We start from the raw sequence: 24,394 nt of genomic DNA on the forward strand, positions 1-24,394 counted from the left end.
TTTTAGATTAATTTATAGATATAAAAATGCACCATTCTCCAAATTCCCCCTCTAATCACAGGTAATCTTGTGATATTTAATATTTTGTTTCTAAAAAATATATTCCATCCTTTATGTTTAATTAATTGCTGTTTTCGTCCACAATCGATAAAAGACATAATATCATCTCTATCAAACTGTTTGGAAACTAAAAGCATTGAAAAAACAGATAAAAAAAACAAAAACATATATTTTTTCACTTCTTTTTGCTTTTCTGGAGCATATCTCTTTGTAAATAATAATATCTCTTCAATATATGTAAAAGAAGCGTTAAAGAATCTATTTCTTTTATTTCTTACTAATACATTAGAGGAAGTTATCCTATAAAAATGATCTGACTCACCATATACTATCTTATATTTTAGACCATAAATTAACGCTCGAGTACTCAATTCTACATCGACCAATCTAATATATTTCTCATCAAAACAACCAATTTTTAATAATGCTTCTTTTTTCCATATAGGCCCCATTATATTCCAAGAAGTTGGAAGTTTATGTGTTATAAAGTTCTTTAATACTTTTGATTCATCTATAATATGAGGTTTAACTTTTATATCCCCAACTTTCTTAAAAAACCTTTCATTGCTAGGGAAAACCATAAAATCTAGATTTTCATCAAAACTCATTATCCTCCTTTCTAAACAAGTATCCTTCAAAAGATCATCACTATCCAAAAAAATTATATACTTTCCCTTTGATGAATAAACTCCTTGATTCAAAACCTTTGGACGTCCTAAGTTTTTAGAGTTTTTAATTAGTTTAAACTTAGTTCCTTTATTAGGATCTTTACGAATAAAATCTTCAACTATACTCAAGGTTCTATCTGTAGAAAAATCATCCACAATAATGCACTCCCAATTATCATAAGTTTGATTACTAACAGAATACAATGTTTCTAATATTGTACCCTCAGAATTAAAACAAGTTATAATTACAGATATATCTATCATACTCCTCTCATTATTAGTTTTTTTTCTTCTTTATTCATATAAAAAATGTATATAACTATCAAAAAAACAACACTATACATAATATTCATCAATATAAAGTTAAACCAACTCACTGAGAACAATCTATTTAAATAATAAAAAACAAACAATACAAAACCATATGGCAAAAGTATTGGTAGATATACTTTTTTAAAAAACAGAAACATATCTAGATTAACCACTTTATGATAATACACATTCATGACATTTTGTAAAATGAATAAGCCTATGACAACACCTGCTATCATACCTGTAGCTCCATAATCATATGACAACCAAATCCCCAACACAGTACCTAAAAAGCAAGACACAAAAAGAGATAGCGTTTTAAACTTAACCAATTTTTTAGCTTCTAAAACAGAATGACCAAATCCTTGACTAATAGGAAGTACATAAACCATCATAATGAGCAAAGCTATTATCCATGATAGACTATAAGTATCGCCCACCCACAAATGTACAAAATCTTTTCCCGTAATAATAAAAGCACCCAAAACATACAATAAAAGAATCAAAATTAATCTTCCTACTTTTATCATTTGAATGGTAAGTTCTTGATTGGACAAACCTTGATTTATCAAACGAACAGCCCTAGGTAAAAGTAAACCATTAATCACATTACCAAATGTTGTGTAATAAATTCCTAATGTTACTCCTACTCCATAAATAGCCACCACAACAGTATCCGTATTTATCCCTAAAGCCACTTGTCCTGTACGCCACTGAAACTGATAAACAAGCCCAAAAAGAAAAATCCAAAAGGAATACTGCAATATTTCTTGTATATAGGAAAATTTATATTGATGAATCTTTATTTTTATTTTCAATACTTTAAATACATACACAACTGTTCCAAGTATAAACAAAACATTCATTACGGTATCCAATATAACAATCCCTAATGAATCTGAACCCTTTTTGAGTATCATAACCACTAGCACAGTCCTTATAATGTGTTTTATTAAAGTAAGTAGCCTTGGAAAAATAAACTTTTCATAGCCCGAACATATTGCTACAAAGGCTCCTCCGGGTATGGTAATTGCTATATTTAAGATTAATATCAAGATCATTACCTTCGCTTTTTCTAGTTCAGCATTTGTCAATGTAGTTTCAAACAATTTTTCTACATTAACATAGAATACAAGACCTAAAAGAACAATCACCAAAGAAATAATCCCATAAATAAAAAAACTAATTGCTAAAAAATTCTCTTGTTCTTTTATCTTTCCTTCTGTACGATACAATGCTACAAAGCGAACAATAGCATTATTCAATCCCAAATCTAAAACAGATAGATATCCCACAAAAGCACCTATCAATGTATAAAGTCCAAAATCACTATCTCCTAAACTTTTTATAATAAAAGGAGTAATTAGTATACCTGTAATATTGGTTACAAGAAGGTTAACATAAGATAATAGGGCACCTATTCTTATTTGACTCATTAGTTAAAAATTTTGGTTCCTGATTCGTCTATTAATAATCTTGTACTAAATACTACCATTTTCTGTAATAGAAAAATCATTATATTACAACCTTCTATCTACCGCCTCTAAAATCCCCTTTACATCATACACCACGGCATTTTCTTTGGTCAAAGAATGAATATCCAACTCTTTAAATTCTTTATGAGCCACACCTAATACAATAGCATCAAACTTTGTAGAAGATAGTTTCTGGGTGCTTTCCACACCATATTCGTGTTGTACTTCTTCTGGATTTGCCCAAGGGTCAAAAATAGTTACTTTTACGCCAAAATCTTCCAAAGCAGCAATCACATCCACAATTTTCGTATTGCGAACATCAGGACAGTTTTCTTTAAAGGTAATTCCTAACATCAATACTTCTGCTCCATTCACATTGATGTTCTTTTTAATCATTGCCTTTACCACTTGCTCTGCTACATATTTGCCCATCGAATCGTTCAGTCTTCTTCCTGCCAAAATAATCTCAGGATGATAACCGTATTCTTGCGCTTTTTGAGCCAAGTAGAATGGGTCAACACCGATGCAATGTCCGCCCACTAAACCTGGTTTGAATGGTAAGAAATTCCACTTCGTACCTGCAGCTGCCAACACGGCATGGGTATCGATATCCATCAAATTGAAAATCTTTGCCAACTCATTAACGAAAGCAATGTTAATGTCTCGTTGTGAATTTTCAATTACTTTTGCCGCCTCAGCCACTTTTATAGTCGGAGCCAAATGCGTACCTGCTGTAATTACCGATTGGTAAATATCATCTACGATTTTTCCTATTTCTGGCGTAGAACCCGAGGTTACTTTTAAAATTTTCTCTACCGTGTGCTCCTTGTCTCCTGGATTGATACGCTCTGGGGAATAACCTGCAAAGAAGTCCACATTGTACTTCATTCCTGAAGTTTTCTCTACCACAGGAATACAATCTTCCTCCGTAGCCCCTGGATATACCGTAGATTCATAGACTACAATATCTCCTTTTTTCAGTACTTTCCCCACCGTTTCACTGGCTTTTATTAAAGGCGTAAGCACAGGACGGTTGTTTTTATCCACTGGCGTAGGAACGGTAACGATGTAAATATTCGCGTCCTCAATATCTTTTAAATCTGCCGAACATAAGAGTCCATTATTTCCTGTTTTTAAAGGATTCTCTTTCACTAAAGCGGATTGTAATAACTCATCAGAAACCTCCAAAGTATCGTCGTGTCCTCCGTTAAGTTTTTCTACTCTTTCTCTGTTAATATCAAATCCTACTACGGGATATTTCGTAGCAAAAAGTCTTGCTAATGGCAGACCTACATATCCCAATCCGATAACGGCGATTTTATGTTTCATTATTTAGTTTTTAGTTGTTTAAAAGTTTTTTACCTATCCCTATATTAAGAACTAATTTTGTAAATAAAACTGCCACCATCTCTTTTTCTTTTGATCAGTAGCATGTCCATAGCCATAACCATATCCTCTCTTCGTATAATTTACATCATTATGTATCACAGCGATATTCCTTAATTTGTGATTTTCTGATACCTCCTTGAGTATATCCAAAAGTCTTTTATCTAAGTAATTATTTCTCACTATATACAAAGTAGTATCCACCAAGTGAGCCAGTTGTAATGAGTCAGTTACTTGTGCAACGGGAGCCGAATCTATAATAATATAATCATAATCTTCTTTTGCTTCTTCTATCAATTGCTCTACTCTCTTATCTAATAAGATTTCAGAAGGATTAGGTGGGATAGTTCCTGAATGAAGAATATCAAAAGTAAGAGAGTTTTCTTTATGAATAACAAGATTTTTCCAATCCAATTGCCTCTCTACAATATAATCTGTAAGCCCTTTTCTTGTACTCATAGTTTTTTCCAATCCTAAAGTAATCAATATCTTAGGAGAGCGAATATCTCCCCCAACTAATAATACCTTCTTTCCTGAAACTCCCAAGACTTGAGCGATATTGACAGAAGTAAAAGTCTTACCTTCTCCAGCAATGGTAGAAGTAACCATCATAACCTGAGCTTTAGTATCATCTTTAGGATATACAAAATTAAGATTGGAGCGAATAATACGAAATGCTTCTGCCACTTCCCCCCTATCATTCAAACCAATAAGCTTCTTTTTTTCAGCATTACATGGAATATCTCCTAAAAAAGCACCTTTAAATACTCTTAAAATATCACTTTTACTCTCCACTTTATTATTCAGTAGAAACTTAAAAAACAAAAATAATATTGGTAACACCAAACCTATGACAAATGCTCCTACTAATACCATACTTACTTTAGGCTTAACAACCCCTTTCTGTGTATAGGCTGAATCTACTATTTTGAAAGCATCCGAAGTGGCAGAAGCTCTGAGTTCTGACTCTTCTCTCTTTTGTAATAGATGTAAATATACAGCTTCCACGATCTGCTGTTCTCTAGCTATTGATTTAAAACCTTTTTCTTGCATAGGAAATCGGTTCAATTTAGCCATTGCATCATTCTTTTTATTCTGTACTGTATTCAGAGAAGTTTGAACAGTATTCTGGTATAGATTTAAACTATTTCTAATGTTATGTCTTAGCTCAGCAATGCTCTTATCTAATGTCTCCATCACTGGATGCCCCTCCTTCATGGATTTAGAGTATTCTTGTTTTTCCAAAATGAGTTCATTGAACTGATTAATCGTAGTATTCAATGCAGGATCTTGTATTCCTATATTAGATGGAAGTAGCACAAAATTTCTATTATTCAAGACATCGTTCAGGTGCTTTACAATTTGCAATTGAGCTCTATACTCCACCACTTGTTTATCCACAGACAAAGCATCATTCAAGTAAACATCTGCCTCCGTCTCTACGCTATTAATATTATTTTTTGATTTATATTGAGCCATATTTTGATCTATCCTCCTCAGATCCCCTGATATGACCTCTAAACGATTATTGATAAAATCTGAAGTTGCTCTTGCTAATTTATTATTGTCTGTCTTATTATCAATATTATACACTTCTATCAAAGAATTGATGATACGCTCCCCTCTTTCCTTGACATTATCAGTAATGTTTAAATTAATGATCCTTGATTTTTTATCACCAGTTTCAGGTGCTATATCTAATTTGCTTATAACAGACTGTGTAACTACAGGAATAGGCTGGTAATAAATCTTGTATTGTGAATTTTGTAAAACTTTTTTATTGTGCACCACAAATTTCCCAAAACTTGAATTTATTTTTTGTCCAAAATAATATTCCCCAGATGGAAAAACTCCAGAATCATCTTTAACCTTAAATTTCTTACCGTCTAAAAATTCTATCTCAAAATTTCCATTAAATTTATCTTTGTATAAAACTGAAGAATCTTCAAAAAGAATACTAAAAGGTAATTTATCTTTCCATATTTCAGATTCATTTACTCTACCTTTTAAAAAGTATCTAATATTTAAAGAATTATCTTCTACCACTTTGCTTACTAGTCTCCTTGATTTCAAGATTTTTATTTGATCGGTTACCAAAGCACTTCCACCCTCTCCTGAAAAAGTGGTAGCTATGTCTGAAAGTGCTGCCAACTCTGGGGATTGAGAGCCGTTATCATGAAGCAATATCTGAGCACTTGTAAAATATTCTTTAGTGGCATATCTAAGATACCCATAAGACAAAGCAAGGGCTAAAAGAACACTGGTTAAAATCCATTTCCAATAATACAGATATGGCTCTATAATTTCTCTAATATTCAGATTCTCTTCTTCAAAAAAAGTTATTTCGTTATAATCATTCGCTTTACTATTCATCTTCACACTAATTTTATTTCACCAATAGAGCAACAACAGAAATGAGAATACCTGCCACAGATATAAACACAGGATAATTGATTACAGAAGACTGTATTTTAGACTGATTAGGCATCACATAAACCACATCATTTTGGGCCAAATAATAAACTGGAGAATCTAATATTTCTTTCGCTGTAAGGTCCACAACATATACATTCCTTACCCCATTTACCTCTCTAATCACATATACTTCCTTTCTCACTCCATTGATGGTAAGATCTCCAGCAAGTGCCAATGCTTCGAATATTGTGATTCTTTCATTCTGAATAACGAAACTCCCAGGTTGTTTAACCTCTCCTATTACACTTACTTTAAAATTAGTATATTGGATATTAACCCCTGGGTCTACAATATATTCACTAAGTAATTCCTTCATATACTGAATTGCTTCATTTCTAGTTTTCCCTAGTAAATATACTTTTCCCAATATAGGAAAATCTATATTACCATCTGCCCCTACAATATACACACTTTTATAAGGAGAATTAGGATTCACATTTGAGGCATAAATACTCTGTTGATTAAATGGCTCTGTAGCCTTTATATTAGACGAGGAAACAGAAATAGCTAATATATCATTACTCTGAATTTTGGGAATATTAAGTTCATAGAGGGAACTAATTTCCGAAACATCCTGAAGATACACTACACTTTTCTTAGATGCACAAGAAACAATCAATAGGAAAAACAAGAATAAACCTAGTACATTAATTTTTTTTTTCATTCGACCAATATCTCTTTAGGAAATGAAATGCAAATATACTATTTTTAATGTTATAAAATTACAGTTTAAGACACATGAATCTAGAAAGCAATGCAAAATCATTAACAGCAAGGGAAACAATAATGATAAATGATTGGTAGAATTAAAAATAACATTAGAAAAAAAATCAAGAAAAAACTAGTATAACAAATTTATAGCAACGAAAGTTATTGTAATTATAACGATTACACAAAAATACATTAGCTCATAAACAGAAAACATTACAACTGAAAAGACTAAATGATAAAGCTAAATATTCACTATAAAGAATTTGCACGAACAAACTTATTAATTATTTCATAGCTTCTATCTACGGTATATTCATTAAGTAGAAGCTGGTAAGCATTTTCTCCCAAAATTTCCATATCCATTTCTAAAAGCCTTTCAATGTTTTCCTGCATCTCCTTATGATTTCCTGCCATTACTTTAAAACCACAGCCTGCATCTTCTATAATATCACCAATATCCGTACTACTATCCGTTGCAGCAAGCACAGGCATCTTCATTTCGAGGTAAGACAATAACCTAGATGGAAAATTAGGAATAGTAAATCGTTTATCTAAAAAGATAAGTCCCACATCACAGGAAGCAAGCAATTTGTCAAAATCGTTTTTAGGCAATTGTTGAATCAATTTCGCATTTACTGACCGATGCTCTTTAAACCAATCATTAATTCTATCATACTCTGTTCCATCTCCTACTATTAAATAAAAAACATCTTCTCTAGAAGTACATAATATGGCTTCCAAAAGAAAATCTATTCCTTGCGGTTTACCTAAATTTCCTCCGTATACAAAAATCTTTTTATCCAAAGGTATTCCATATTTCCTTCGAATATTTTCTTTTTCCGCATCAGAATACTCAAAAGAAATAGGTGCAATGGTATTGGGATTCACTTCTACTTTATCTTCTTGTATTTCAGGATTATGTTTTAAAATATACGCTTGATTTGCGGAAGACATACAGCCTATAGCATCAGAAACGGCATATAAGGTTTTCTCTTTTTTTCTAAACATTTTATAGAGTAAACTTCCTTCTTTCATCATCCCTATATCCACTGCATTTTGTGGAAAAATGTCTTTTAATAAAAGATAAGTTAGTGCTTTATCCCTATTTTTAACATACTGTACCACTTTAGCAAGAGTAATAGGAGGAGTAGAATACAAAACCAAATCAAATTTTTTATCTGAAAGATGTTTCTTGACAGCATGCAGAAATTGATACTCTAGAGCCAAGGTTGCCAATCCTTTTTCTAAAACATTGGCTTTTTGAATATTGAGCGTTTGCACCTGAAGAATAGAAATTCCTTGGACACATTTTAAATTTGTTTTTATTTTCCTTCGTCTTTCAGCAGGACAAACCACTGTTACAGAATGTCCTTCATCACGGAATTTACGGAGTAAATCCTGATAAATTCCGCGCTCTTCTATTGAGTTTATTTCTATTAATGTCAGAAATAATACATTCATACTTTTTATATTTCTTCGCTCCAAACCACTCGTTTTACATAATCGGTGTAGGAAATGATAATTCGCACCATTTTCTCCGACACATTAGGCATAGAATAGTCCGCAACGGAGCGGAAATTGCGTTGTTCGCCTATTTTTTGAGTTTGCAGCTGAACCAATCCCTGCAAAATTCGTTCCTTTGATAACCCTACCATCATCACACTTGCCTCTTCCATTGCCTCTGGACGCTCGTGTGCCTGACGAATATTCAACGCTCTGAAATTCAATATAGAAGATTCTTCCGAAATGGTTCCAGAATCCGACAATACAGCAAAGGCGTGCATCTGCAAAGCGTTGTAATCGTGAAAACCTAAAGGCTTCAAAAACCGAATATTAGAATGCATCTCCACTTTCATTTTATCGATCATATTTTGGGTACGAGGATGCGTAGAGACAATCACTGGGTAATTATATTTCTCTGCGATAGCATTAAGGGAGTCCATCAGCCCTCGGAAATTCTTCTCCGAATTGATATTTTCCTCTCTATGAGACGAAACTACAAAGAATTTTCCTTTTTCTAAATTCAATTTCTCCAAAACATTAGACGACTTGATTTGAGGTAAATAATAATTTAACACCTCAAACATTGGCGAACCTGTTTTAATAATTCTATCTGCCGGCAGCCCTTCTCTCAATAAATATTCCCTTGCAATATCAGAATATGTGAGATTGATATCTGCCGTATGATCTACAATCTTCCGATTGGTTTCTTCGGGTACTCTTTGATCAAAACAGCGATTCCCTGCTTCCATATGAAAAATAGGAATATGTCTTTTCTTTGCTGGAATAGCACACAAGCAAGAGTTAGTATCCCCAAGCACCAAAAAAGCGTCGGGCTTTAATGCTTCCAAAAGTGGGTCTATTTTTATCAAAATATTTCCTACCGTTTCGGTGGCAGTTTTCCCTGCTGCTTCTAGAAAATAATCCGGTTTACGAAGCCCTAAATCTTCAAAAAATATTTGATTCAGCTCGTAATCATAATTTTGTCCTGTATGTACAATGATATGTTCCACCGCTTCAGAGGCATCTAAAGCAGATAACACTCTTGATAGTCTAATAATCTCGGGACGGGTACCCACCACCGTCATTACTTTTAATTTTTTCATATTCATTTTTTTAAAGGAAAAAGGAAAAAGTTTAAAGGAAAAAGGAATTGTTGATTTAATATATTTATCAGAAGTATTTAAATTTACGACTCAATGATAATCAATTAAATAAAATAATTTATTTTTATCGATAACTACAAATACTTAACAATACCAGGAAAAAAATCACATACTTTTTACTTCTCTCTTTTTACTTTTCATCCTCTCGCCTTTTTTACTATCGCTCCTAAAATATTTTTAATTTCTTTTAATTCCTGAATAATTTCTTCAATTTCTAAATTAGTGTTTTCCACTTCTTTTATAAGCCTTAACCAATAATTAGTTTCTCGTGCCTCTTTGAGTGAGATGTTCACTTTATTAACAAAATCAGATTTAGAAGAACCTGCTTGTGCTTCTTCATAATTTGCACCAATTGAAGTAACTGCTCTTATCAATTGATTTTTAACCACCTTCATCTCTGTGGTATTAGAAAGATCTCTTGATAGTTTAATAACCCTCACAGCAAAATCAAAAAATCGTTGTAATAAATCATTATCTTTCATTACTAATCTTTTACTGAAGGAAAAAGACAAAAGTTTAAAGGGAAAAATTCACATACTTTTTACTTCCCACTTTTTACTTTTTACTTTTTACTTTTCACTTTTTACTTTATAACCTCTACTTCCTCAAAATAAGTATCTGCATCTTCTGGATTATACGGTTCGTTGATCCAAAAAATGGTATAAAGCTCTTCTTCTCCTATGTTTTTAATGTTATGCGTGTACCATATCGGCATATCTACATAAGCAGGTTCATTACCATCCAAATAGAAATCCAATACTTCTTCGGTGCCTATTTTTCGTAGCTGAATTAGAGCTTTTCCTTTGATTACCGCAAACCTTTCTATTTTTCTAGTGTGGTAATGGTTACCTCTTGTAATCCCTGGTACTGTGGTGGAAAACGAACATTGCCCACCAATTCCCAAACGAATGACTTCTACAAAAGCCCCTCTAGGGTCTGTATGTTGGGTAAATTTTACTGGAAAATGCGTTGCATAATCCATATAGGAACGATAGGTATTGAATAAATTAAGCTCGAAAGGAGTGTTTAAAGCAGGTATTTCACCTTTTTCAAAATATTTTGCCTTGTATTCTTCTAACAATGCCAAAACCTCCGATACTTTTTTCACCGCAGTAGGCTCCACAAAATATTGTGCCTTGCTCTCCCCTTTTCGGATTTCTTTTAAAATCACAGCAACCAATTCCTGTACATATATCAATTTTACTTCGCCATCATTTGCAACAGTAGGCGTTTGATTATGTGCGAGTTGATAACAAAAAGTCGCAATAAATGAATTATAAAACGGCTTACCAAACGCACCAAAAACATTCGGAATGATAAGTCCTGTAACTTTTCCACCGTTCGTATTTGCCCAATTTACCAATGCCTCTCTGCCCTCTTTTTTAGACTTCCCATAAAGATTATCCCGCTCCTCCTGCGTAGAAGAAGAAATTAGGATATGTGCTTTCGAGCCTGTTCTTTCCAAAGCTGCTATCAACTTATTAACCAAACCTACATTGGTTTCGTAAATGACTTGCTCGCTTTCGTGACGATTCATCGCTGCCAGATGCACAATCACATCACACTGAGAGACAAAGGCGTCTAATTCATTTTCATTCTCGAAAATAGATTTATTATAAGGCACTCTTTCAAACTCTTCTGTAAAAAGCCCTAATGTATGATATAGATGCTTTCCCACAAACCCCTCTTGCCCTGTAATTCCTATTTTTTTCAAAACAATACTATTTAAAATTTTTCGAAATCAAATATACCCTTATTAACATAAAAATGCAAGATATTATTCTATAAATTTTTCTTTTCTCTTGCTTCAAAATATTCCAACGGAAAACGATATTCATCTTGCACTTCGCCCAACAGATAATCCGCTAAAACCAATAACTTAGCACCTGCCTCCAAAGCCTGAATGGCTGTAATACATCCTGCTGGAATGTGCAAATAGGTCAAATGCTCATCAGTAAGATGAAAGACTTTTTTTTCTAAATTTTTGGATGGATGCTGAAAATCATCCACTTTTATTACCGAAATTTGAAAACTTCCTTTCACGCAGGCAAACCACCTTTGTTCGATTTGATGTCCTTGCCACCCACGAATAAAATCCGTAGAATGATTTTCTATGGTATAAATCCTCTTGATTTGCGAGGCATCAAAATCATTATTAAAAGTGATGGTTCCTCTTTCGTCTGTATGCTTTTTACCTACATAGAGCATAGAAATTTGAGAGTAGATATTAGATTTTTGAAAATCCGAAATAGAAGTTTCACTTTGTAATTTCAGATTTTTATTGTATTTATTCATTGCTCAACAACTTTTTCCTGTATTTAATTAATCCATTCAACAATTTAGCTATTTCTTCTACTTCTTTTTGAACACTTTCTAATTCGCTCTCATTTATATAACCGATATTTTTTGGCAATAATCAATTGTGTATCTAACTCCATCAAACTTCCCAACGCAATATACAAGAAACGAATATATTCTTTATCAGAATCCTTAGCTGCACCCTCTGGAATATTTGAAGGGATAGAAACAAACGCTGTACGCAATTGATTTGTAAGACCATAAATCTCATTTGAAAGGAATTTATTGGTCAATTGATAGATTTTTGTTACTAAATCCATCGATTTTTTCCCATACATTCAACCTCTTGTATATCATAAATTCACTTCTTGTTTTCTATTCTCCATTCTCCCCACTCTCTAATACGGATACTGCATCACATCTTCGCCAAAAATTTCTTTTCTAATAAGTGGAAGTTTAGAAATAAGTTGTTTGAGCCCTTCTACGCCTTGCTGCTCTGTATTATGGGAATGATAATCCTCTATTTTAGAAATATCTTCTTTGCCTTCGGAGAAATATTTAGCGTAATTCAAATCTCTATTATCGGCAGGAATGCGATAAAAATCCCCCATATCTTCTGCCTTCATCATTTCTTCTCGGGTACAAAGGGTTTCATAGAGTTTTTCCCCGTGTCGGGTTCCAATGATTTTTACGGGCACTTCTTTCCCTGTGAGTGCTATCAAGGCTTTAGCCAAATCACCGATGCTTCCTGCGGGGGCTTTATTGACGAACAAATCTCCAGAATTTCCGTTTTCAAAAGCAAACAAGACCAAGTCCACCGCATCTTCCAATGACATAAAAAATCTGGACATATTAGGATCTGTAATAGTGATAGGCTCTCCCTTTTGAATCTGATTTAGAAACAATGGAATCACAGAACCTCGAGAAGCCATTACATTCCCATATCTCGTCAAGCAAACCACTGTCTCTGTTAGATTTCTAGCCTCTGCTACAGCTACTTTTTCCATCATTGCCTTAGAAATTCCCATAGCATTGATAGGGTAAGCAGCTTTGTCGGTAGAAAGACAAATTACTTTTTTCACTCCATTAGCGGCCGCTGCCCGAATCACATTTTGGGTACCTATCACATTGGTTTTCACAGCTTCCATAGGAAAAAACTCACAAGAAGGCACCTGCTTGAGTGCAGCAGCATGAAAAACATAGTCCACCCCTCTGGTAGCAGGTTCTACAGAATTATAATCCCGAACATCTCCTATATAATATTTTATTTTATCGTTTTTGTAGAGGTTTCTCATATCGTCTTGCTTTTTCTCGTCTCGAGAAAAAACGCGAATTTCCTTGAAATGGTCGGTTTGTAAAAAACGGTTGAGCACCGCAGTTCCAAACGAACCCGTACCTCCTGTAATGAGAAGTGTTTTATTTTTTATTTTCATTTATTAGTAATTTTAAAATCTCATTGATATATTTCTGAGGAGTGAAGTGTTCATTATAATAAGCTATTGCATTTTTCGATTTTTGACTGTATTCCTTATCATTATCCAAACAATGCAACACAACATTGGCTATCTGATGAGGGGATTTAGGCTCTACAAAATAACCATGATTAGGATTAACCATCATAGGTATAAGCCTATAAGGTGTAACAATAGGAACACAGCCATACGCTAATGCTTCTAATACAGCTACAGGCTGACCTTCATTAATATAATAACTAGGTAAAATAAAAAAATGAGCTTTCTGAAAGTATTCAGCTTTTTTCATGTCATACAATCCTTCAAAATACTCTATATCATTCTCCAGACCAAATTCTTTTAGCTTTCTTGTAAATCTATCCTTAGCTTCTTGTGAACTTTGACAAATCGTATCTTCTACATCTTCCAAAAATTTTCCAGAAAAAACAAGTTTTATTGGTATTTTGTATTGATTCTTTAATAGATTTCCAGCTTCTAATACATCCCAAAAGCCCTTTCCCTCAATCATATTACTCAGATAAAAAAGCATAACAGGTTTTTTCAGCTGTTTCGATTTTACTTCATGTACTATCTTCTGAGGCAAACCATTAGGAATTACTTTTACTTTTTTTTCAAAGTCTTTCACAAATTTCAACTGCTGTTTGGTATAATCTCCTTCTACTATAAAAACATCTGTCTTCTCTATCGTTTTTTTTATCCTTCTTTTCATATTATCAGATTGGGCTTTATAAAAATTTTCGTAATTAGCTCCAAACTGGTGAGCAATGACTTTTCTTTTAAAAAATTTTGATAAATTAACAAAAATATAATCCCTCAAAAATCCAACTTTAGACTGAGAAGTATTAATATATACAGGAGCTTTTGGATTCATAATGAGTGCAAACAGTAACTTAACCATTGCAATAACATTATCTATAAGTTTTATATAACTAAATTTTCCTGATACTCTTATATCTGAAAAATTCTTGTGCACAGACAACCCAAAATCAACCAAAACAGGCTTCATTTCTTTTTGCTGTTTCAAATAATCATACAAAAGCTGAAACATCATGGTTTGACCATTAACCACTTTATTATTTTGAGTACTTGCCCCTATGGTAATTATTTTGTTTGCCATATTAGATAATAATGTTATTTCTGCTGGTAAAAAATATTATTAATTGAAGACAAATTATCTACAGGCATCCCATCTTCTTTCAAAAAGATTTTAGAATTTTTGTCTGTATTAGATTGTATGGTAATTCCTCCTTTATCTGTCCAATTATTTTCAAAAAAAATCTTAGCTCTTCCTGATATGAGTATGGTGTTTTTCCTATTTTGTTCAAAATGAGAATCTCTGACACTAAAGTTTTCTACATTCCCTTTAAATTCCAGCCCGATATCATTATATTCAAAAATAGAATTGTAAATTTTAGAAGAAAATATGCCATGACTTCCTCCAGTTTTTCCATCCACCAGCATCCCCGTTTTACAATGAGCTACCCATATCCTATCCAATGTAGTAGTGGTAGAAGGGCCTGTTCCAGCAGCATCTTCGTAATGTATCCCTACTCCAGAAGAGCCAAAAATCTTCACATTTTCTATCTTTAAGTTAACGGAAAGTCTAATGATTATCCCAGTATCTGTCCCTTTACCCGAGAGGTTCATTATCCTTACATCTTTTATTAAGGAGCCTGTGGCTTGCTGTAATTCTATTCCGCCTTGTGTTAAAGTAATATGCTCCACAATCACATTTTCTGAAGCTATCTGCTCTATTCCATTTTTACCAAAACCCTGAATATTAGTGAATAGTATTTTGGGAGTTTTCGCATGAATAATAGTACTCACTACAGATTCTCCTCTCAGGGTGATTCCATTCGGTAGTTTAATCGTTTCACTCACAATATATTTTCCAGCTGGAAAATACAAAGTAAACCCTGCATACACATTCCCTCCGCTAAGTGGATAGCCCTTGTATATTCTGGATAATACTTCTATAGCTTTTTTTACAGCTTGAGTATCATCTGTACCTTTATCATTTTTATCTCCATTTCCTTTTGCTCCGAACCATTTTACATTCACCATTCCTTGTATAGGAAGAATTCTTTTGTAAAAATTCTCTCCTTCACTGATGTATATTACCCCATCACATTTTTCTTTCGTCATAGGAGACGCATCTGCAAAAAAATCAACTTTTTCGTACTGACTCTTTTCAAAAGTATAAATATCTTGCTTCTCTATCACCTGCTGAGCTCTCACGGAAGAAAATAATGAAGCGTAAGCAATAATGAAAAGAAAATTTACTTTAAACGCATGAGTCCAAATCTTGTATAGTCTGCTCATATCTTTTTGCATTTTTTAAATAAATATCTACTTTTCTATTATTTTTCATCAGTTTTGATATTTTAGCCAGCACTTGATAAGTCTTAATTTTTTGATATACCTTTTGCTTAAAATTAATATTATATTTTGAACAATAATATTTAAAAGATTTTATAGTCTCTTGAAATGAAAAATCTGAAACCTCCTCCCTATCATCAATTAAATGCCTATAAATCATATCTTTATTAAAAGAAATACGATATTTTTTCTTTAATATCCTTTTAGTAATATCGGGTTCTTCATAATACATGAAAATACGCTCATCAAAAGCTCCCGCTTCAAAAAATTTTTTCTTATCAAAAAACAAAAAAGCTCCCGATAAATAATATTGGCTAGGGTTATAAATATTCAATTTATTGAGCAATAACATCCACAAAGTGGAAAAAAAATAATATTCTGATTCTGGGTAAGTATAAAAAGAAATATTCCTTCCGCCTAATTGCTTTCCTCCCAACATTGCTAAGGTATTATCTTTATTGAAAGCATCCATTGCCATTCTAAAAATAGGCTTTTGCAATACTATATCTGGATTCATCACTGCCACAATACTTCCTTTTGCTGCCTTAATTCCCACATTATTACCTTGGCCGTAACCTAAGTTCTCATTTTTAATATACTTTACAGAAAAACTACTCTTATAAGTACGAACAAAAGTTTCTATTTCTTGTGCTTCCTGTGGAGGACTGTTATCCACGATAATCACTTCTAACTGACCATTATCTAAATCATTATACTCTGAGATAGACGCAAGACATCCCTTTAAAAGAGATATGGATTTATATGCAACAATAATAATGGATAACATATTCAATAAATTAATTAGTTCTTTTCCATAGTTCTATCATAAATCTCTCTCTTTCGGGATTCTCCTCTTTATCAAAAACACTACTATATGGAAAAAAGACTTCTTGATACTTCGCCCTATCAGTCACTCCCCAATCCATGGGTATCTTATACAAAAGTACGAAAAAGAAACTCACATAAACCATAGCCACAGCAAATTTATTTCTAAAGCTAAACTCCCCCGATAATTTTAAATCCTTTACAATTTTTATAATCAAAATAATATAAGGAATGTACATATAGTTTAAAAGCCTCTCCATGCCCACAAAAATTTGCGAAAAAATAGAAAACACCAATATGTACATAAACAACCAATGCCATTGTTTGTATTTTTCAATAATAGAAGAAAACATAAAAGGCAATATTACAATCACTTTCGTAAAATAGAATGAAAGTACACCTACAATACTAAAACCATACTCACCATAAGTCTCTGCTTTATTTTTCATAGCATCCGTAAAAAAGAGAAAGCTCAACAAATTCGCTACGATTTGCTTGGTAAAAACCAAAGGCAAGGTTACTAAAATAATGATAAGTGCAATTCTCGAATTAAATTTGACCAACTTAAATAGAGGTAATAATAATAAAATAGTCGCTGAGATGTGAAATAAAAATGCCAGTATAGCAAATAAATAATACGCCCACCACTTCCCTTTTATAAAAAAATTAAATCCTAGTAAAAAACAGCATATTGCCAATATTTCACGCTGTATATCAAATGTAAAATAAAAATAAAACAAAAATACATATAAGACCAGCAAAACGGAATATTTACCTTTACGAGAATGCGTATAAATAAACCAAAATAAAACGGAATTAACCAAAACAGAATGCACCAGTTGATAAAAATAATAGTCTGGACTAAATTCTTTACATATCGCCACAAAAAGTATATACAGAGGCTGATACCCCAAAAAAGTTTCCTTTAGTCCAAACTGAAACCATTGTAAACTCGGCATGTGATCATAATATTCTTCATACATTAAAGCATCTCCTCCTACTTTATAACGCAACCCCGTCATTAATGTAAATAATACAAATAATAAGATATAATATGCCTTATCAAAGAAAATATTTTGCCTTTTTTCAAAATGAAAAATACCGAATAAAAGCAGTAATAAAAGTATAGTATAAACCATAGTAAATACTTATTTATATTTTAGTTTCATATTCATTATCACTAGTGCAAACAATATAAAAATCACACTTTCTACTCCCATCATTATTCCCATTGCACCATATAGTTCAAAATATTTAATACAAAAGACCGATAAGGGTAAACTAAGTCCACCTACCCACATATAAATTCTTGAAAACTTTTTTTTCTCCTCTTCATCCCCAAGCCCTAATACTCCTAACTGTCCCATTATTCCTCCCAAAGCTATGGGAAAAATCATTAACATAAAAACTATTAAAGCAAATTCTATCCCCTGATACCCTTCAAAAAACTTCTCCAAAATAATACTTTTCCCCATTAAAAATGCTAAATACGCTATGAGCATTAAGAAAAATACACCTATCAGCACTCGTATAAATAACTGTTTTGCTTTAGTAAAATTTTGTTTTCTCATTCGTACAATAATTGGAAAACACGCTTGATTAATAGGTAGTAAAATACTAAAACATACCGCTCTCACCATTCTATCCATGGCTCCAAAAAGCCCCACATTATAATTGGTAGAAAATAAACCTAACAAAATAGTTAAACTATTGGTATATAAACTAATGGAAGAATTGGACAAAAATATACCAAACGAACTCCGAATCTCCTGAATATAAACCTCTTTATGCTTCACAAGCCGAATATTATTAAAATACCAGCTTTGATTTTTAATCAAATATAAAATTGAAAAAAGTGCTGCCAGCAAAAAAGATAAAGACTGAATAATAATGGCCCAACGATAGTCATCAGCCGTTTTTACCAATAAAAACACTAAAGGGTAAGTTAATAATTTTGATACGGCATTAATAATACTCATCTCTTTCATCTTGTTCATCCCTTGAAACCACCATAATGGAAAAAAAACCGCTCCTATTATCATGATAAAGGACCAAATAATTCCCTCCGAATAAAAACGGATTTTAGCACTTACTAAAATAAGAATGATGGTAACTAGAAAAGCCAAAAGACTCAAAACAAACTTTATGGTAATAATATTCCAAAAAGTTTCTTTAACCAATAAAGAATTTTCTGAATTTTCTGCAATTTTCTTTGTTGCTGTCAGATTAAATCCAAAATCTACAAATAAAAGCAAAAACTGAGCAAAAGCAAAAGCAAAACTATACACCCCGAAGGACTCTGTAGAAAGTGTTTTGATTAGGTAAGGTAAAACCAATAAAGGTAACAGTACATTAAGTCCCTGAACAAAATATAAATACATTGCATTAGTTACCATTTTTTTTACATCCGTGTCCATTGGCTTATATCATTAATCTAATCTTTTGCTAAACAAAAATTGTAAAACATCATACTAAAAACTAAACTAAAATGCTAGTACACTCTAACAAATCTGTCAAAGATACAATAAAAATACAGATTATTAAAAGGCAATCACCATAACAAACGAATATTCCTGAACAAATTGTCGTATCAAAAAAAAACAACAAAACCGATTTTTCCTTACCTTTGTATTCATATAGAAAAAGTATGACTATAGGTATTGCAGGTGGTACAGGAAGCGGTAAAACCACCGTAGTGAATAATATTTTACAACTTCTCAATACAGATGAAGTAAATGTGTTATCTCAAGATAATTACTATCATGATAACTCTCACCTTTCCCTCCAAGAAAGGGAAAAGCTAAACTATGACCACCCGAAATCCATTGATTTTCCTTTGCTCATAGAGCATGTAAAAAGTTTAAAATCAGGGAAAAGCATTCAGCAGCCTATTTATTCTTTCGTAACGCACTCTAGGACAGGAGACCACATCCTCATAGAACCGAAAAAAATTCTCATCGTAGAAGGAATATTAGTACTTACCAATATAGAATTAGTAAAAGAGTTTGACCTCAAAGTATTCGTTCATGCAGATTCTGATGAAAGACTCATCCGAAGAATCCGCAGAGATATCCAAGAACGAGGCAGAGATTTAGAAGAAGTACTTCATCGTTACCAAACCACTCTAAAACCCATGCATCAGGAATTCATAGAGCCTTCCAAAAACCATGCAGACCTCATTATTCCCAATATGAGAAAAAACACCGTAGCAATAGACTTTCTTACTTCTGTGATTTATAATAAATTAAAAGATGGGAAAAATGAATAAAAATGAAATGATCAAGGAAATAAAACCTAAGTCTAAAACCTATCGTTTCATAAGGAAATACATCATCAATAGATACACCATGGTATTCATTTTATTTTTAGGATGGATGATATTTTTTGATGACAATTCTTTCCTCGTTATCCGTGAACTGAACCAAGAGATAGACAAATACGAAAAACAGGTAGAATACTACAAATCTGAATACGAAAAAAATGATGCCTACTATAAGAGGCTTATGAATGACAAATCTGAAAAAGAAAAATACGCGAGAGAAAACTATTTCATGAAAAAACCGAATGAAGAAATTTTCATACTCGTAGTGGATAGTTCTGCAGTAACAAAGGAAATACCCACAAAAAAATAAACTGATTCTTCACAAATTACGGCAATATTATGGCACACCAAGACTGGATACAATTGGTACAAAAACAACTAAAAACGGAGGATATCACATCTATTCTGAACAAAGAAAATTTAGAAGACATCCATATCCACCCTTATTATTCTGATAATCAAAAACCTGTACTGCCACTACCTAAAATAGAAGAAAGCACACAGCTGGTCAGTAGATTTTCCACCGAATTTGATGAGAATATTTATGCCTATTTCATAGATGATGCCCCACTCCCTACCGTGAAAGAAAAAAGTATTTATGTAAAAAATTTGAATACACTTAAAAATGCGTCATTCACTGATGGTAACAGGTATTTTTCTTTAATTGATGTATTTCAAAATGAACAAGGTACAGAAAATAAAGAAACTACAATAAACCATGAGCAGTTCCACACGCTTCAGCATCTGCCATTAGAAAGAAAAGTATGTATAGATATTGCTTTATACCAAAATGCAGGTGCCTCCATTATACAGCAGTTGGCCATCGCACTATTAAAAACACAAGAACTCATCTCCCAATTCGGGAAAGAAATTTTACCTACCCTCATCTATAAAGTAGGAATAGGTGGACAATATTTCTTAGAAATAGCAAAAATAAGAGCATTAAAAATATTAATCAACACCTACAGCAAAGAGTTGGGACTCAATGAGGTGCCTTATATTTTTGCCGAAACATCCCTCAGAAATAAATCCATAGTAGATTCTGAGAATAATCTTATTCGTTCTACCATAGAACTCGCTGCGGGGATGATAGCGGGAGCAGATGCTGTCTTTACCAATAACTTTAATCTCCAAGAAAACACTTTATTAACACAGGAAATTTCCTTTAAACAGCAAGTGGTTTTGGCGTACGAAAGCATTATCAATGTATTCGAAGATGCAGCAGCAGGAAGCTACTTTGTAGAAGAAGCTACGCAACAATTCGCCGAAAAAGCATGGGATTTATTTGTTCAAATAGAAGATGAAGGCGGATTTTTAGCCCAGATGAAAACAGGGAAATTAATCCAAATGGTATATACACAAGCTTTAACGGAGCAAAAGCACATTGCAGAAGGCAAAATCAAGCTCATCGGAGTCAATATTTATCCGAAATTAGAAGCTACCCAAACCGCAGAATCTCTCTATAATGATACGATGATTCAGCCGATTAGATGGGCAGAAATGTTTGAATAATTCATAAAAAACATTAGAATGAAAAAAATAGTATTTATTTTGTCTATACTCTCTATTATGGCATACTCCACAATGCTTCATGCACAGACTTACCGATACATTTATGAATACCAATTTCCAGCTAACATTACATTAGATCAGTTTGAGAAAGAAAACATGGTATTAGATATTAATCCTGATGAAACTAAGTTCTATGGATATTATAAAGTAGAAACAGACTCTCTCAATAAAGTAAGAAATTACCACAGTAGCAGCTGGAATGAATCATTACCCGCCTTAAAATGGAAAAAAGGAAGTTATGTCAATATCAATTTTGAACTCGTTAATGATGACTTATTTTCTTATGAAACTAAAGATGAAATACAATGGAGTCTTACTAAAGAAAGCAAGAAAATAGGAGAATACACCCTGAAAAAAGCCACCACGCATTTCGGTGGAAGAACATGGGAAGCATGGTATAATCCTGATATACCTTTCTTTGAAGGACCTTATAAATTCCGAGGATTAAATGGATTAATTTTTGAAATATCCGATACCGAAAACCTTTTCAAATTTTCATTGGTTAAAAGCTATCATCTCCCCAATACCTATGATACTACTGCTTTTTTAGAAGAATTTTCAGGGAATAAAGCACTAAAAATAAGTGAAAAAGTATTTAGACAAAAGAAAGCAGAATTTTTTAATGATCCACTGAGAAAGTTGATTCAAAAATATAAAGATACCCCAAAAGATGGTAAAAGTACTTTTAAGGTATTGGGTACCGAAATAAAAGACATTTCTCAATTCAAACCACTCACTGAACAAACCAAAGACTTTCTGAAAAAAACATACATTCCCATTGAAAAAGACAAAGCAATAATTTGGAAATAAAACACCACCTTAACACATTGAATAAACACATTTTACTTCCAGAAATTCAGCAATTTATTAAAGCGAATCTATCATCTGACCTCCATGGTTTATTATTAAAAAAATCTCCTTTTGCAGAGGTAACCATGCAGGAAATTGTGCAGCAAATCAAAGGACTGCGAGTGGCAGAAAAAAAATTCCCTTCATTAATCAAAGAAAATATCCTCTTCCCTCCTTCGCTCAATCTGGAGCAAACTTCATCTGAAATTACAGCCCAATACAAAGCCCAATGGCTGAAAGGGAAAAGTATGATAGATTTAACCAGCGGTTTCGGAATAGATGCCTATTTTATTTCCCAAAACTTTGAAGAAGTTACATTGGTAGAACAAAATATTGAGCTGATGGAACTGGTGGCTCACAACTGGAAAATTTTGAAAAAAAAAGCCACTTTTGTAAATGAAAATCTCACCAATTTCTTAGCTAAAAAACAACATACTTTTGACCTCATCTATTTAGACCCCGCCAGAAGAAACCTACAAAAAAGAAAAGTATTTTTACTGGAAGACCTATCCCCCAATCTAATTGAAATTCAGCAATTGCTACTGAACATCGGAAAAAAGATAGTGGTAAAACTATCCCCACTCATTGACCTCTACTACCTTATAAATACTTTACCTTACCTTTCAGAAGTTCACATCGTGGCATGGAAAAACGAGGTAAAAGAAATCATTGTCGTCTTAGAAAAATCAAAAAAGGAAGAATTAGCATCCCCAAACCCTAAAATCATCAGTGTAAACTTGGAGAGCGGAGAGCCTATATTAAATGCTTTGTGGTCAGAAATTCAAAACGCTGAAGGAGAATACAGCAGTGTAAAAAAATATCTGTATCTCCCCAATACCGCCCTGCTTAAAGCACAAGCACTCTCTTTTCTAGGTAAAAAATTGGGACTCAAAAAACTCCACCCTAATACTCAGCTATTAACTTCAGATGAAAAAATAAACGATTTCCCAGGGAGAATACTCAGAGTCAATACCATAAAAAGCCAAGAACTGAAAAAAAACGATAAATACAATATTATTTCTAAAAACCACCCCCTCACGCCCGAACAAATTAAAAAGAAATACAAATTACAAGATGGTGGCGAAAAATACCTTATTTTCACTCAGTGTATCGAAGGAAAATTAATATTGGTATCAGAATAATTTTGTAGAAGTCAAGGATTTTCTTAATTTTGGAAAAATAATCAGAAGACATGAAAAAGGTAATATTTTCCGTAGCAATAGTTGCCCTAGTAACAAGTTGTAAGAAGGTAACTGAGGGAGGTAATCAAGGGGTTTTAAGAATGGAAGAAGGTGTAGAAAGATATGATGACCATGACACAAGATATGGCAATCATGCAGGAATGCACCAAGAAGGAGAAGGGGTAGCACACGCAGTAGCCCTGAATCCTGTAGAGGTAGATGTGAAAGGTACCAAAATTAATGCTTTCCAAGGGGGATTAGAAGAAAAAATAACGCAATTCCTTAATGCTGGGAACTACGAGAAAGCCACGGATGATGCAGCGTTAAAATCTACATGGTTTGATTTTGACATGGTAAATTTCAAAATGGGCTCTACGAACCAGCTTTTGGAGGGTTCTGATGCTCAGCTAAAAAATCTAGCCGCTATTCTAAAGGCATATCCTGAAACCAAAATTAAAATTGGAGGATATACAGATAAAACAGGAGATGAAGCAACCAATAAAAAAATCTCCAAAGGAAGAGCAGAACATATCCGTGCTGAACTTACCAAACTAGGCGTAGGTGCTCAGATAGTGGAAGCAGAAGGATACGGAAGTGAATTTGCTAAAGTACCTGCAGAAGCCAGTGATGCGGAGAGAGCAAAAGACCGCAGAATGGCTGTAAGATTTACAAAGTAAGAAATTATTTACTCTAAAATAAAAAATCATCCAAAGTTTTGGGTGATTTTTTTTATGATGTATTGG

General features: G+C 33.0%; 23 protein-coding genes. 6 read left to right on the forward strand and 17 right to left on the reverse strand.

Features of this window, described 5'->3' with window-relative positions; translation table 11 throughout:
• Positions 1 to 2: 2 nt before the first annotated feature.
• The 17 genes from HMPREF9699_RS10840 to HMPREF9699_RS08755 form a co-directional block, all read right to left on the reverse strand.
• Complete coding sequence (locus tag HMPREF9699_RS10840; RefSeq protein WP_002664160.1) at positions 3 to 992, reverse strand: glycosyltransferase family 2 protein; 990 nt, start codon at positions 990 to 992, stop codon at positions 3 to 5.
• Positions 989 to 2,476: a lipopolysaccharide biosynthesis protein gene (locus tag HMPREF9699_RS08680; RefSeq protein ID WP_002664161.1), complete on the reverse strand. Its 1,488-nt coding sequence runs from the start codon at positions 2,474 to 2,476 to the stop codon at positions 989 to 991. The genes HMPREF9699_RS10840 and HMPREF9699_RS08680 overlap by 4 nt, the downstream gene beginning before the upstream one ends.
• A gap of 84 nt (positions 2,477 to 2,560) precedes the next feature.
• A complete protein-coding gene (locus HMPREF9699_RS08685) occupies positions 2,561 to 3,844 on the reverse strand; it encodes a nucleotide sugar dehydrogenase (RefSeq protein WP_002664162.1) in 1,284 nt (427 codons plus the stop codon).
• A gap of 51 nt (positions 3,845 to 3,895) precedes the next feature.
• Positions 3,896 to 6,274, reverse strand: a complete 2,379-nt coding sequence (locus tag HMPREF9699_RS08690) for a GumC family protein (protein WP_002664163.1) — start codon at positions 6,272 to 6,274, stop codon at positions 3,896 to 3,898.
• Positions 6,275 to 6,287: 13 nt separating this feature from the next.
• Entirely contained in the window at positions 6,288 to 7,040 is a 753-nt protein-coding gene (locus HMPREF9699_RS08695; protein WP_002664165.1) for a polysaccharide biosynthesis/export family protein, read from the reverse strand.
• A 299-nt stretch (positions 7,041 to 7,339) separates the two neighbouring features.
• The gene (locus HMPREF9699_RS08700) at positions 7,340 to 8,548 is read right to left on the reverse strand and encodes a glycosyltransferase family 4 protein (protein WP_002664167.1); all 1,209 of its coding nucleotides are present in this window, start codon (positions 8,546 to 8,548) and stop codon (positions 7,340 to 7,342) included.
• A 5-nt stretch (positions 8,549 to 8,553) separates the two neighbouring features.
• Complete coding sequence (wecB, locus tag HMPREF9699_RS08705; protein WP_002664169.1) at positions 8,554 to 9,693, reverse strand: non-hydrolyzing UDP-N-acetylglucosamine 2-epimerase; 1,140 nt, start codon at positions 9,691 to 9,693, stop codon at positions 8,554 to 8,556.
• A gap of 197 nt (positions 9,694 to 9,890) precedes the next feature.
• Positions 9,891 to 10,235: a four helix bundle protein gene (locus tag HMPREF9699_RS08710; protein WP_002664170.1), complete on the reverse strand. Its 345-nt coding sequence runs from the start codon at positions 10,233 to 10,235 to the stop codon at positions 9,891 to 9,893.
• A gap of 101 nt (positions 10,236 to 10,336) precedes the next feature.
• Positions 10,337 to 11,467, reverse strand: a complete 1,131-nt coding sequence (locus HMPREF9699_RS08715) for a polysaccharide biosynthesis C-terminal domain-containing protein (RefSeq protein ID WP_002664172.1) — start codon at positions 11,465 to 11,467, stop codon at positions 10,337 to 10,339.
• Between the two features lie 68 nt (positions 11,468 to 11,535).
• Positions 11,536 to 12,048, reverse strand: a complete 513-nt coding sequence (locus tag HMPREF9699_RS08720) for a WxcM-like domain-containing protein (RefSeq protein ID WP_002664174.1) — start codon at positions 12,046 to 12,048, stop codon at positions 11,536 to 11,538.
• Positions 12,049 to 12,137: 89 nt separating this feature from the next.
• Complete coding sequence (locus HMPREF9699_RS08725; RefSeq protein WP_002664178.1) at positions 12,138 to 12,371, reverse strand: four helix bundle protein; 234 nt, start codon at positions 12,369 to 12,371, stop codon at positions 12,138 to 12,140.
• Positions 12,372 to 12,449: 78 nt separating this feature from the next.
• Positions 12,450 to 13,484: a polysaccharide biosynthesis protein gene (locus HMPREF9699_RS08730; protein ID WP_002664179.1), complete on the reverse strand. Its 1,035-nt coding sequence runs from the start codon at positions 13,482 to 13,484 to the stop codon at positions 12,450 to 12,452.
• Positions 13,468 to 14,640 (reverse strand): glycosyltransferase family 4 protein, encoded by a 1,173-nt coding sequence (locus HMPREF9699_RS08735; protein WP_002664181.1) that lies wholly within the window; start codon positions 14,638 to 14,640, stop codon positions 13,468 to 13,470. Before HMPREF9699_RS08735 ends, HMPREF9699_RS08730 begins: the two co-directional genes overlap by 17 nt.
• A gap of 14 nt (positions 14,641 to 14,654) precedes the next feature.
• The gene (locus tag HMPREF9699_RS08740) at positions 14,655 to 15,845 is read right to left on the reverse strand and encodes a glycosyl hydrolase family 28-related protein (protein ID WP_002664183.1); all 1,191 of its coding nucleotides are present in this window, start codon (positions 15,843 to 15,845) and stop codon (positions 14,655 to 14,657) included.
• Positions 15,808 to 16,689 (reverse strand): glycosyltransferase, encoded by an 882-nt coding sequence (locus tag HMPREF9699_RS08745; RefSeq protein ID WP_002664184.1) that lies wholly within the window; start codon positions 16,687 to 16,689, stop codon positions 15,808 to 15,810. The genes HMPREF9699_RS08740 and HMPREF9699_RS08745 overlap by 38 nt, the downstream gene beginning before the upstream one ends.
• Before the next feature lie 10 nt (positions 16,690 to 16,699).
• Entirely contained in the window at positions 16,700 to 17,866 is a 1,167-nt protein-coding gene (locus HMPREF9699_RS08750; protein WP_002664187.1) for an EpsG family protein, read from the reverse strand.
• A 9-nt stretch (positions 17,867 to 17,875) separates the two neighbouring features.
• On the reverse strand, positions 17,876 to 19,123 hold the full coding sequence (locus HMPREF9699_RS08755; protein ID WP_245946137.1) for an oligosaccharide flippase family protein: 1,248 nt from the start codon (positions 19,121 to 19,123) through the stop codon (positions 17,876 to 17,878).
• Positions 19,124 to 19,374: 251 nt separating this feature from the next.
• On the opposite strand from HMPREF9699_RS08755, the gene udk reads away from it, so the two are divergent.
• From udk to HMPREF9699_RS08785, 6 genes are read left to right on the forward strand one after another with little or no spacing between them, the layout of a single operon-like run.
• Positions 19,375 to 19,995 carry a uridine kinase gene (gene udk, locus HMPREF9699_RS08760; RefSeq protein ID WP_002664190.1) on the forward strand — a complete coding sequence of 207 codons (621 nt, stop codon included), beginning with the start codon at positions 19,375 to 19,377 and terminating at the stop codon, positions 19,993 to 19,995.
• Entirely contained in the window at positions 19,979 to 20,359 is a 381-nt protein-coding gene (locus tag HMPREF9699_RS08765) for an FtsB family cell division protein (protein WP_002664193.1), read from the forward strand. Before udk ends, HMPREF9699_RS08765 begins: the two co-directional genes overlap by 17 nt.
• A 29-nt stretch (positions 20,360 to 20,388) precedes the next feature.
• Entirely contained in the window at positions 20,389 to 21,561 is a 1,173-nt protein-coding gene (locus HMPREF9699_RS08770) for a methylmalonyl-CoA mutase family protein (protein WP_002664194.1), read from the forward strand.
• Positions 21,562 to 21,579: 18 nt separating this feature from the next.
• Positions 21,580 to 22,431: a GLPGLI family protein gene (locus tag HMPREF9699_RS08775; RefSeq protein WP_002664196.1), complete on the forward strand. Its 852-nt coding sequence runs from the start codon at positions 21,580 to 21,582 to the stop codon at positions 22,429 to 22,431.
• 17 nt (positions 22,432 to 22,448) lie between these two features.
• Positions 22,449 to 23,612, forward strand: coding sequence for a THUMP-like domain-containing protein (locus HMPREF9699_RS08780; RefSeq protein WP_034985873.1), 1,164 nt, complete (start codon positions 22,449 to 22,451; stop codon positions 23,610 to 23,612).
• A gap of 50 nt (positions 23,613 to 23,662) precedes the next feature.
• Positions 23,663 to 24,328, forward strand: coding sequence for an OmpA family protein (locus HMPREF9699_RS08785; protein ID WP_002664200.1), 666 nt, complete (start codon positions 23,663 to 23,665; stop codon positions 24,326 to 24,328).
• Positions 24,329 to 24,394 lie beyond the last annotated feature (66 nt).

Origin of the sequence: Bergeyella zoohelcum ATCC 43767 (assembly GCF_000301075.1) — a bacterium.
In the GTDB taxonomy this organism is placed as follows: Bacteria; Bacteroidota; Bacteroidia; order Flavobacteriales; family Weeksellaceae; genus Bergeyella; species Bergeyella zoohelcum.

Coding starts and splice junctions, on each gene's coding strand:
- HMPREF9699_RS10840 (WP_002664160.1), bottom strand. CDS start 992: ATGATAGATATATCTGTAATTATAACTTGTTTTAATTCTGAGGGTACA.
- HMPREF9699_RS08680 (WP_002664161.1), bottom strand. CDS start 2,476: ATGAGTCAAATAAGAATAGGTGCCCTATTATCTTATGTTAACCTTCTT.
- HMPREF9699_RS08685 (WP_002664162.1), bottom strand. CDS start 3,844: ATGAAACATAAAATCGCCGTTATCGGATTGGGATATGTAGGTCTGCCA.
- HMPREF9699_RS08690 (WP_002664163.1), bottom strand. CDS start 6,274: ATGAATAGTAAAGCGAATGATTATAACGAAATAACTTTTTTTGAAGAA.
- HMPREF9699_RS08695 (WP_002664165.1), bottom strand. CDS start 7,040: ATGAAAAAAAAAATTAATGTACTAGGTTTATTCTTGTTTTTCCTATTG.
- HMPREF9699_RS08700 (WP_002664167.1), bottom strand. CDS start 8,548: ATGAATGTATTATTTCTGACATTAATAGAAATAAACTCAATAGAAGAG.
- wecB (WP_002664169.1), bottom strand. CDS start 9,693: ATGAAAAAATTAAAAGTAATGACGGTGGTGGGTACCCGTCCCGAGATT.
- HMPREF9699_RS08710 (WP_002664170.1), bottom strand. CDS start 10,235: ATGAAAGATAATGATTTATTACAACGATTTTTTGATTTTGCTGTGAGG.
- HMPREF9699_RS08720 (WP_002664174.1), bottom strand. CDS start 12,048: ATGAATAAATACAATAAAAATCTGAAATTACAAAGTGAAACTTCTATT.
- HMPREF9699_RS08725 (WP_002664178.1), bottom strand. CDS start 12,371: ATGGATTTAGTAACAAAAATCTATCAATTGACCAATAAATTCCTTTCA.
- HMPREF9699_RS08730 (WP_002664179.1), bottom strand. CDS start 13,484: ATGAAAATAAAAAATAAAACACTTCTCATTACAGGAGGTACGGGTTCG.
- HMPREF9699_RS08735 (WP_002664181.1), bottom strand. CDS start 14,640: ATGGCAAACAAAATAATTACCATAGGGGCAAGTACTCAAAATAATAAA.
- HMPREF9699_RS08740 (WP_002664183.1), bottom strand. CDS start 15,845: ATGAGCAGACTATACAAGATTTGGACTCATGCGTTTAAAGTAAATTTT.
- HMPREF9699_RS08745 (WP_002664184.1), bottom strand. CDS start 16,689: ATGTTATCCATTATTATTGTTGCATATAAATCCATATCTCTTTTAAAG.
- HMPREF9699_RS08750 (WP_002664187.1), bottom strand. CDS start 17,866: ATGGTTTATACTATACTTTTATTACTGCTTTTATTCGGTATTTTTCAT.
- HMPREF9699_RS08755 (WP_245946137.1), bottom strand. CDS start 19,123: ATGGTAACTAATGCAATGTATTTATATTTTGTTCAGGGACTTAATGTA.
- udk (WP_002664190.1), top strand. CDS start 19,375: ATGACTATAGGTATTGCAGGTGGTACAGGAAGCGGTAAAACCACCGTA.
- HMPREF9699_RS08765 (WP_002664193.1), top strand. CDS start 19,979: ATGGGAAAAATGAATAAAAATGAAATGATCAAGGAAATAAAACCTAAG.
- HMPREF9699_RS08770 (WP_002664194.1), top strand. CDS start 20,389: ATGGCACACCAAGACTGGATACAATTGGTACAAAAACAACTAAAAACG.
- HMPREF9699_RS08775 (WP_002664196.1), top strand. CDS start 21,580: ATGAAAAAAATAGTATTTATTTTGTCTATACTCTCTATTATGGCATAC.
- HMPREF9699_RS08785 (WP_002664200.1), top strand. CDS start 23,663: ATGAAAAAGGTAATATTTTCCGTAGCAATAGTTGCCCTAGTAACAAGT.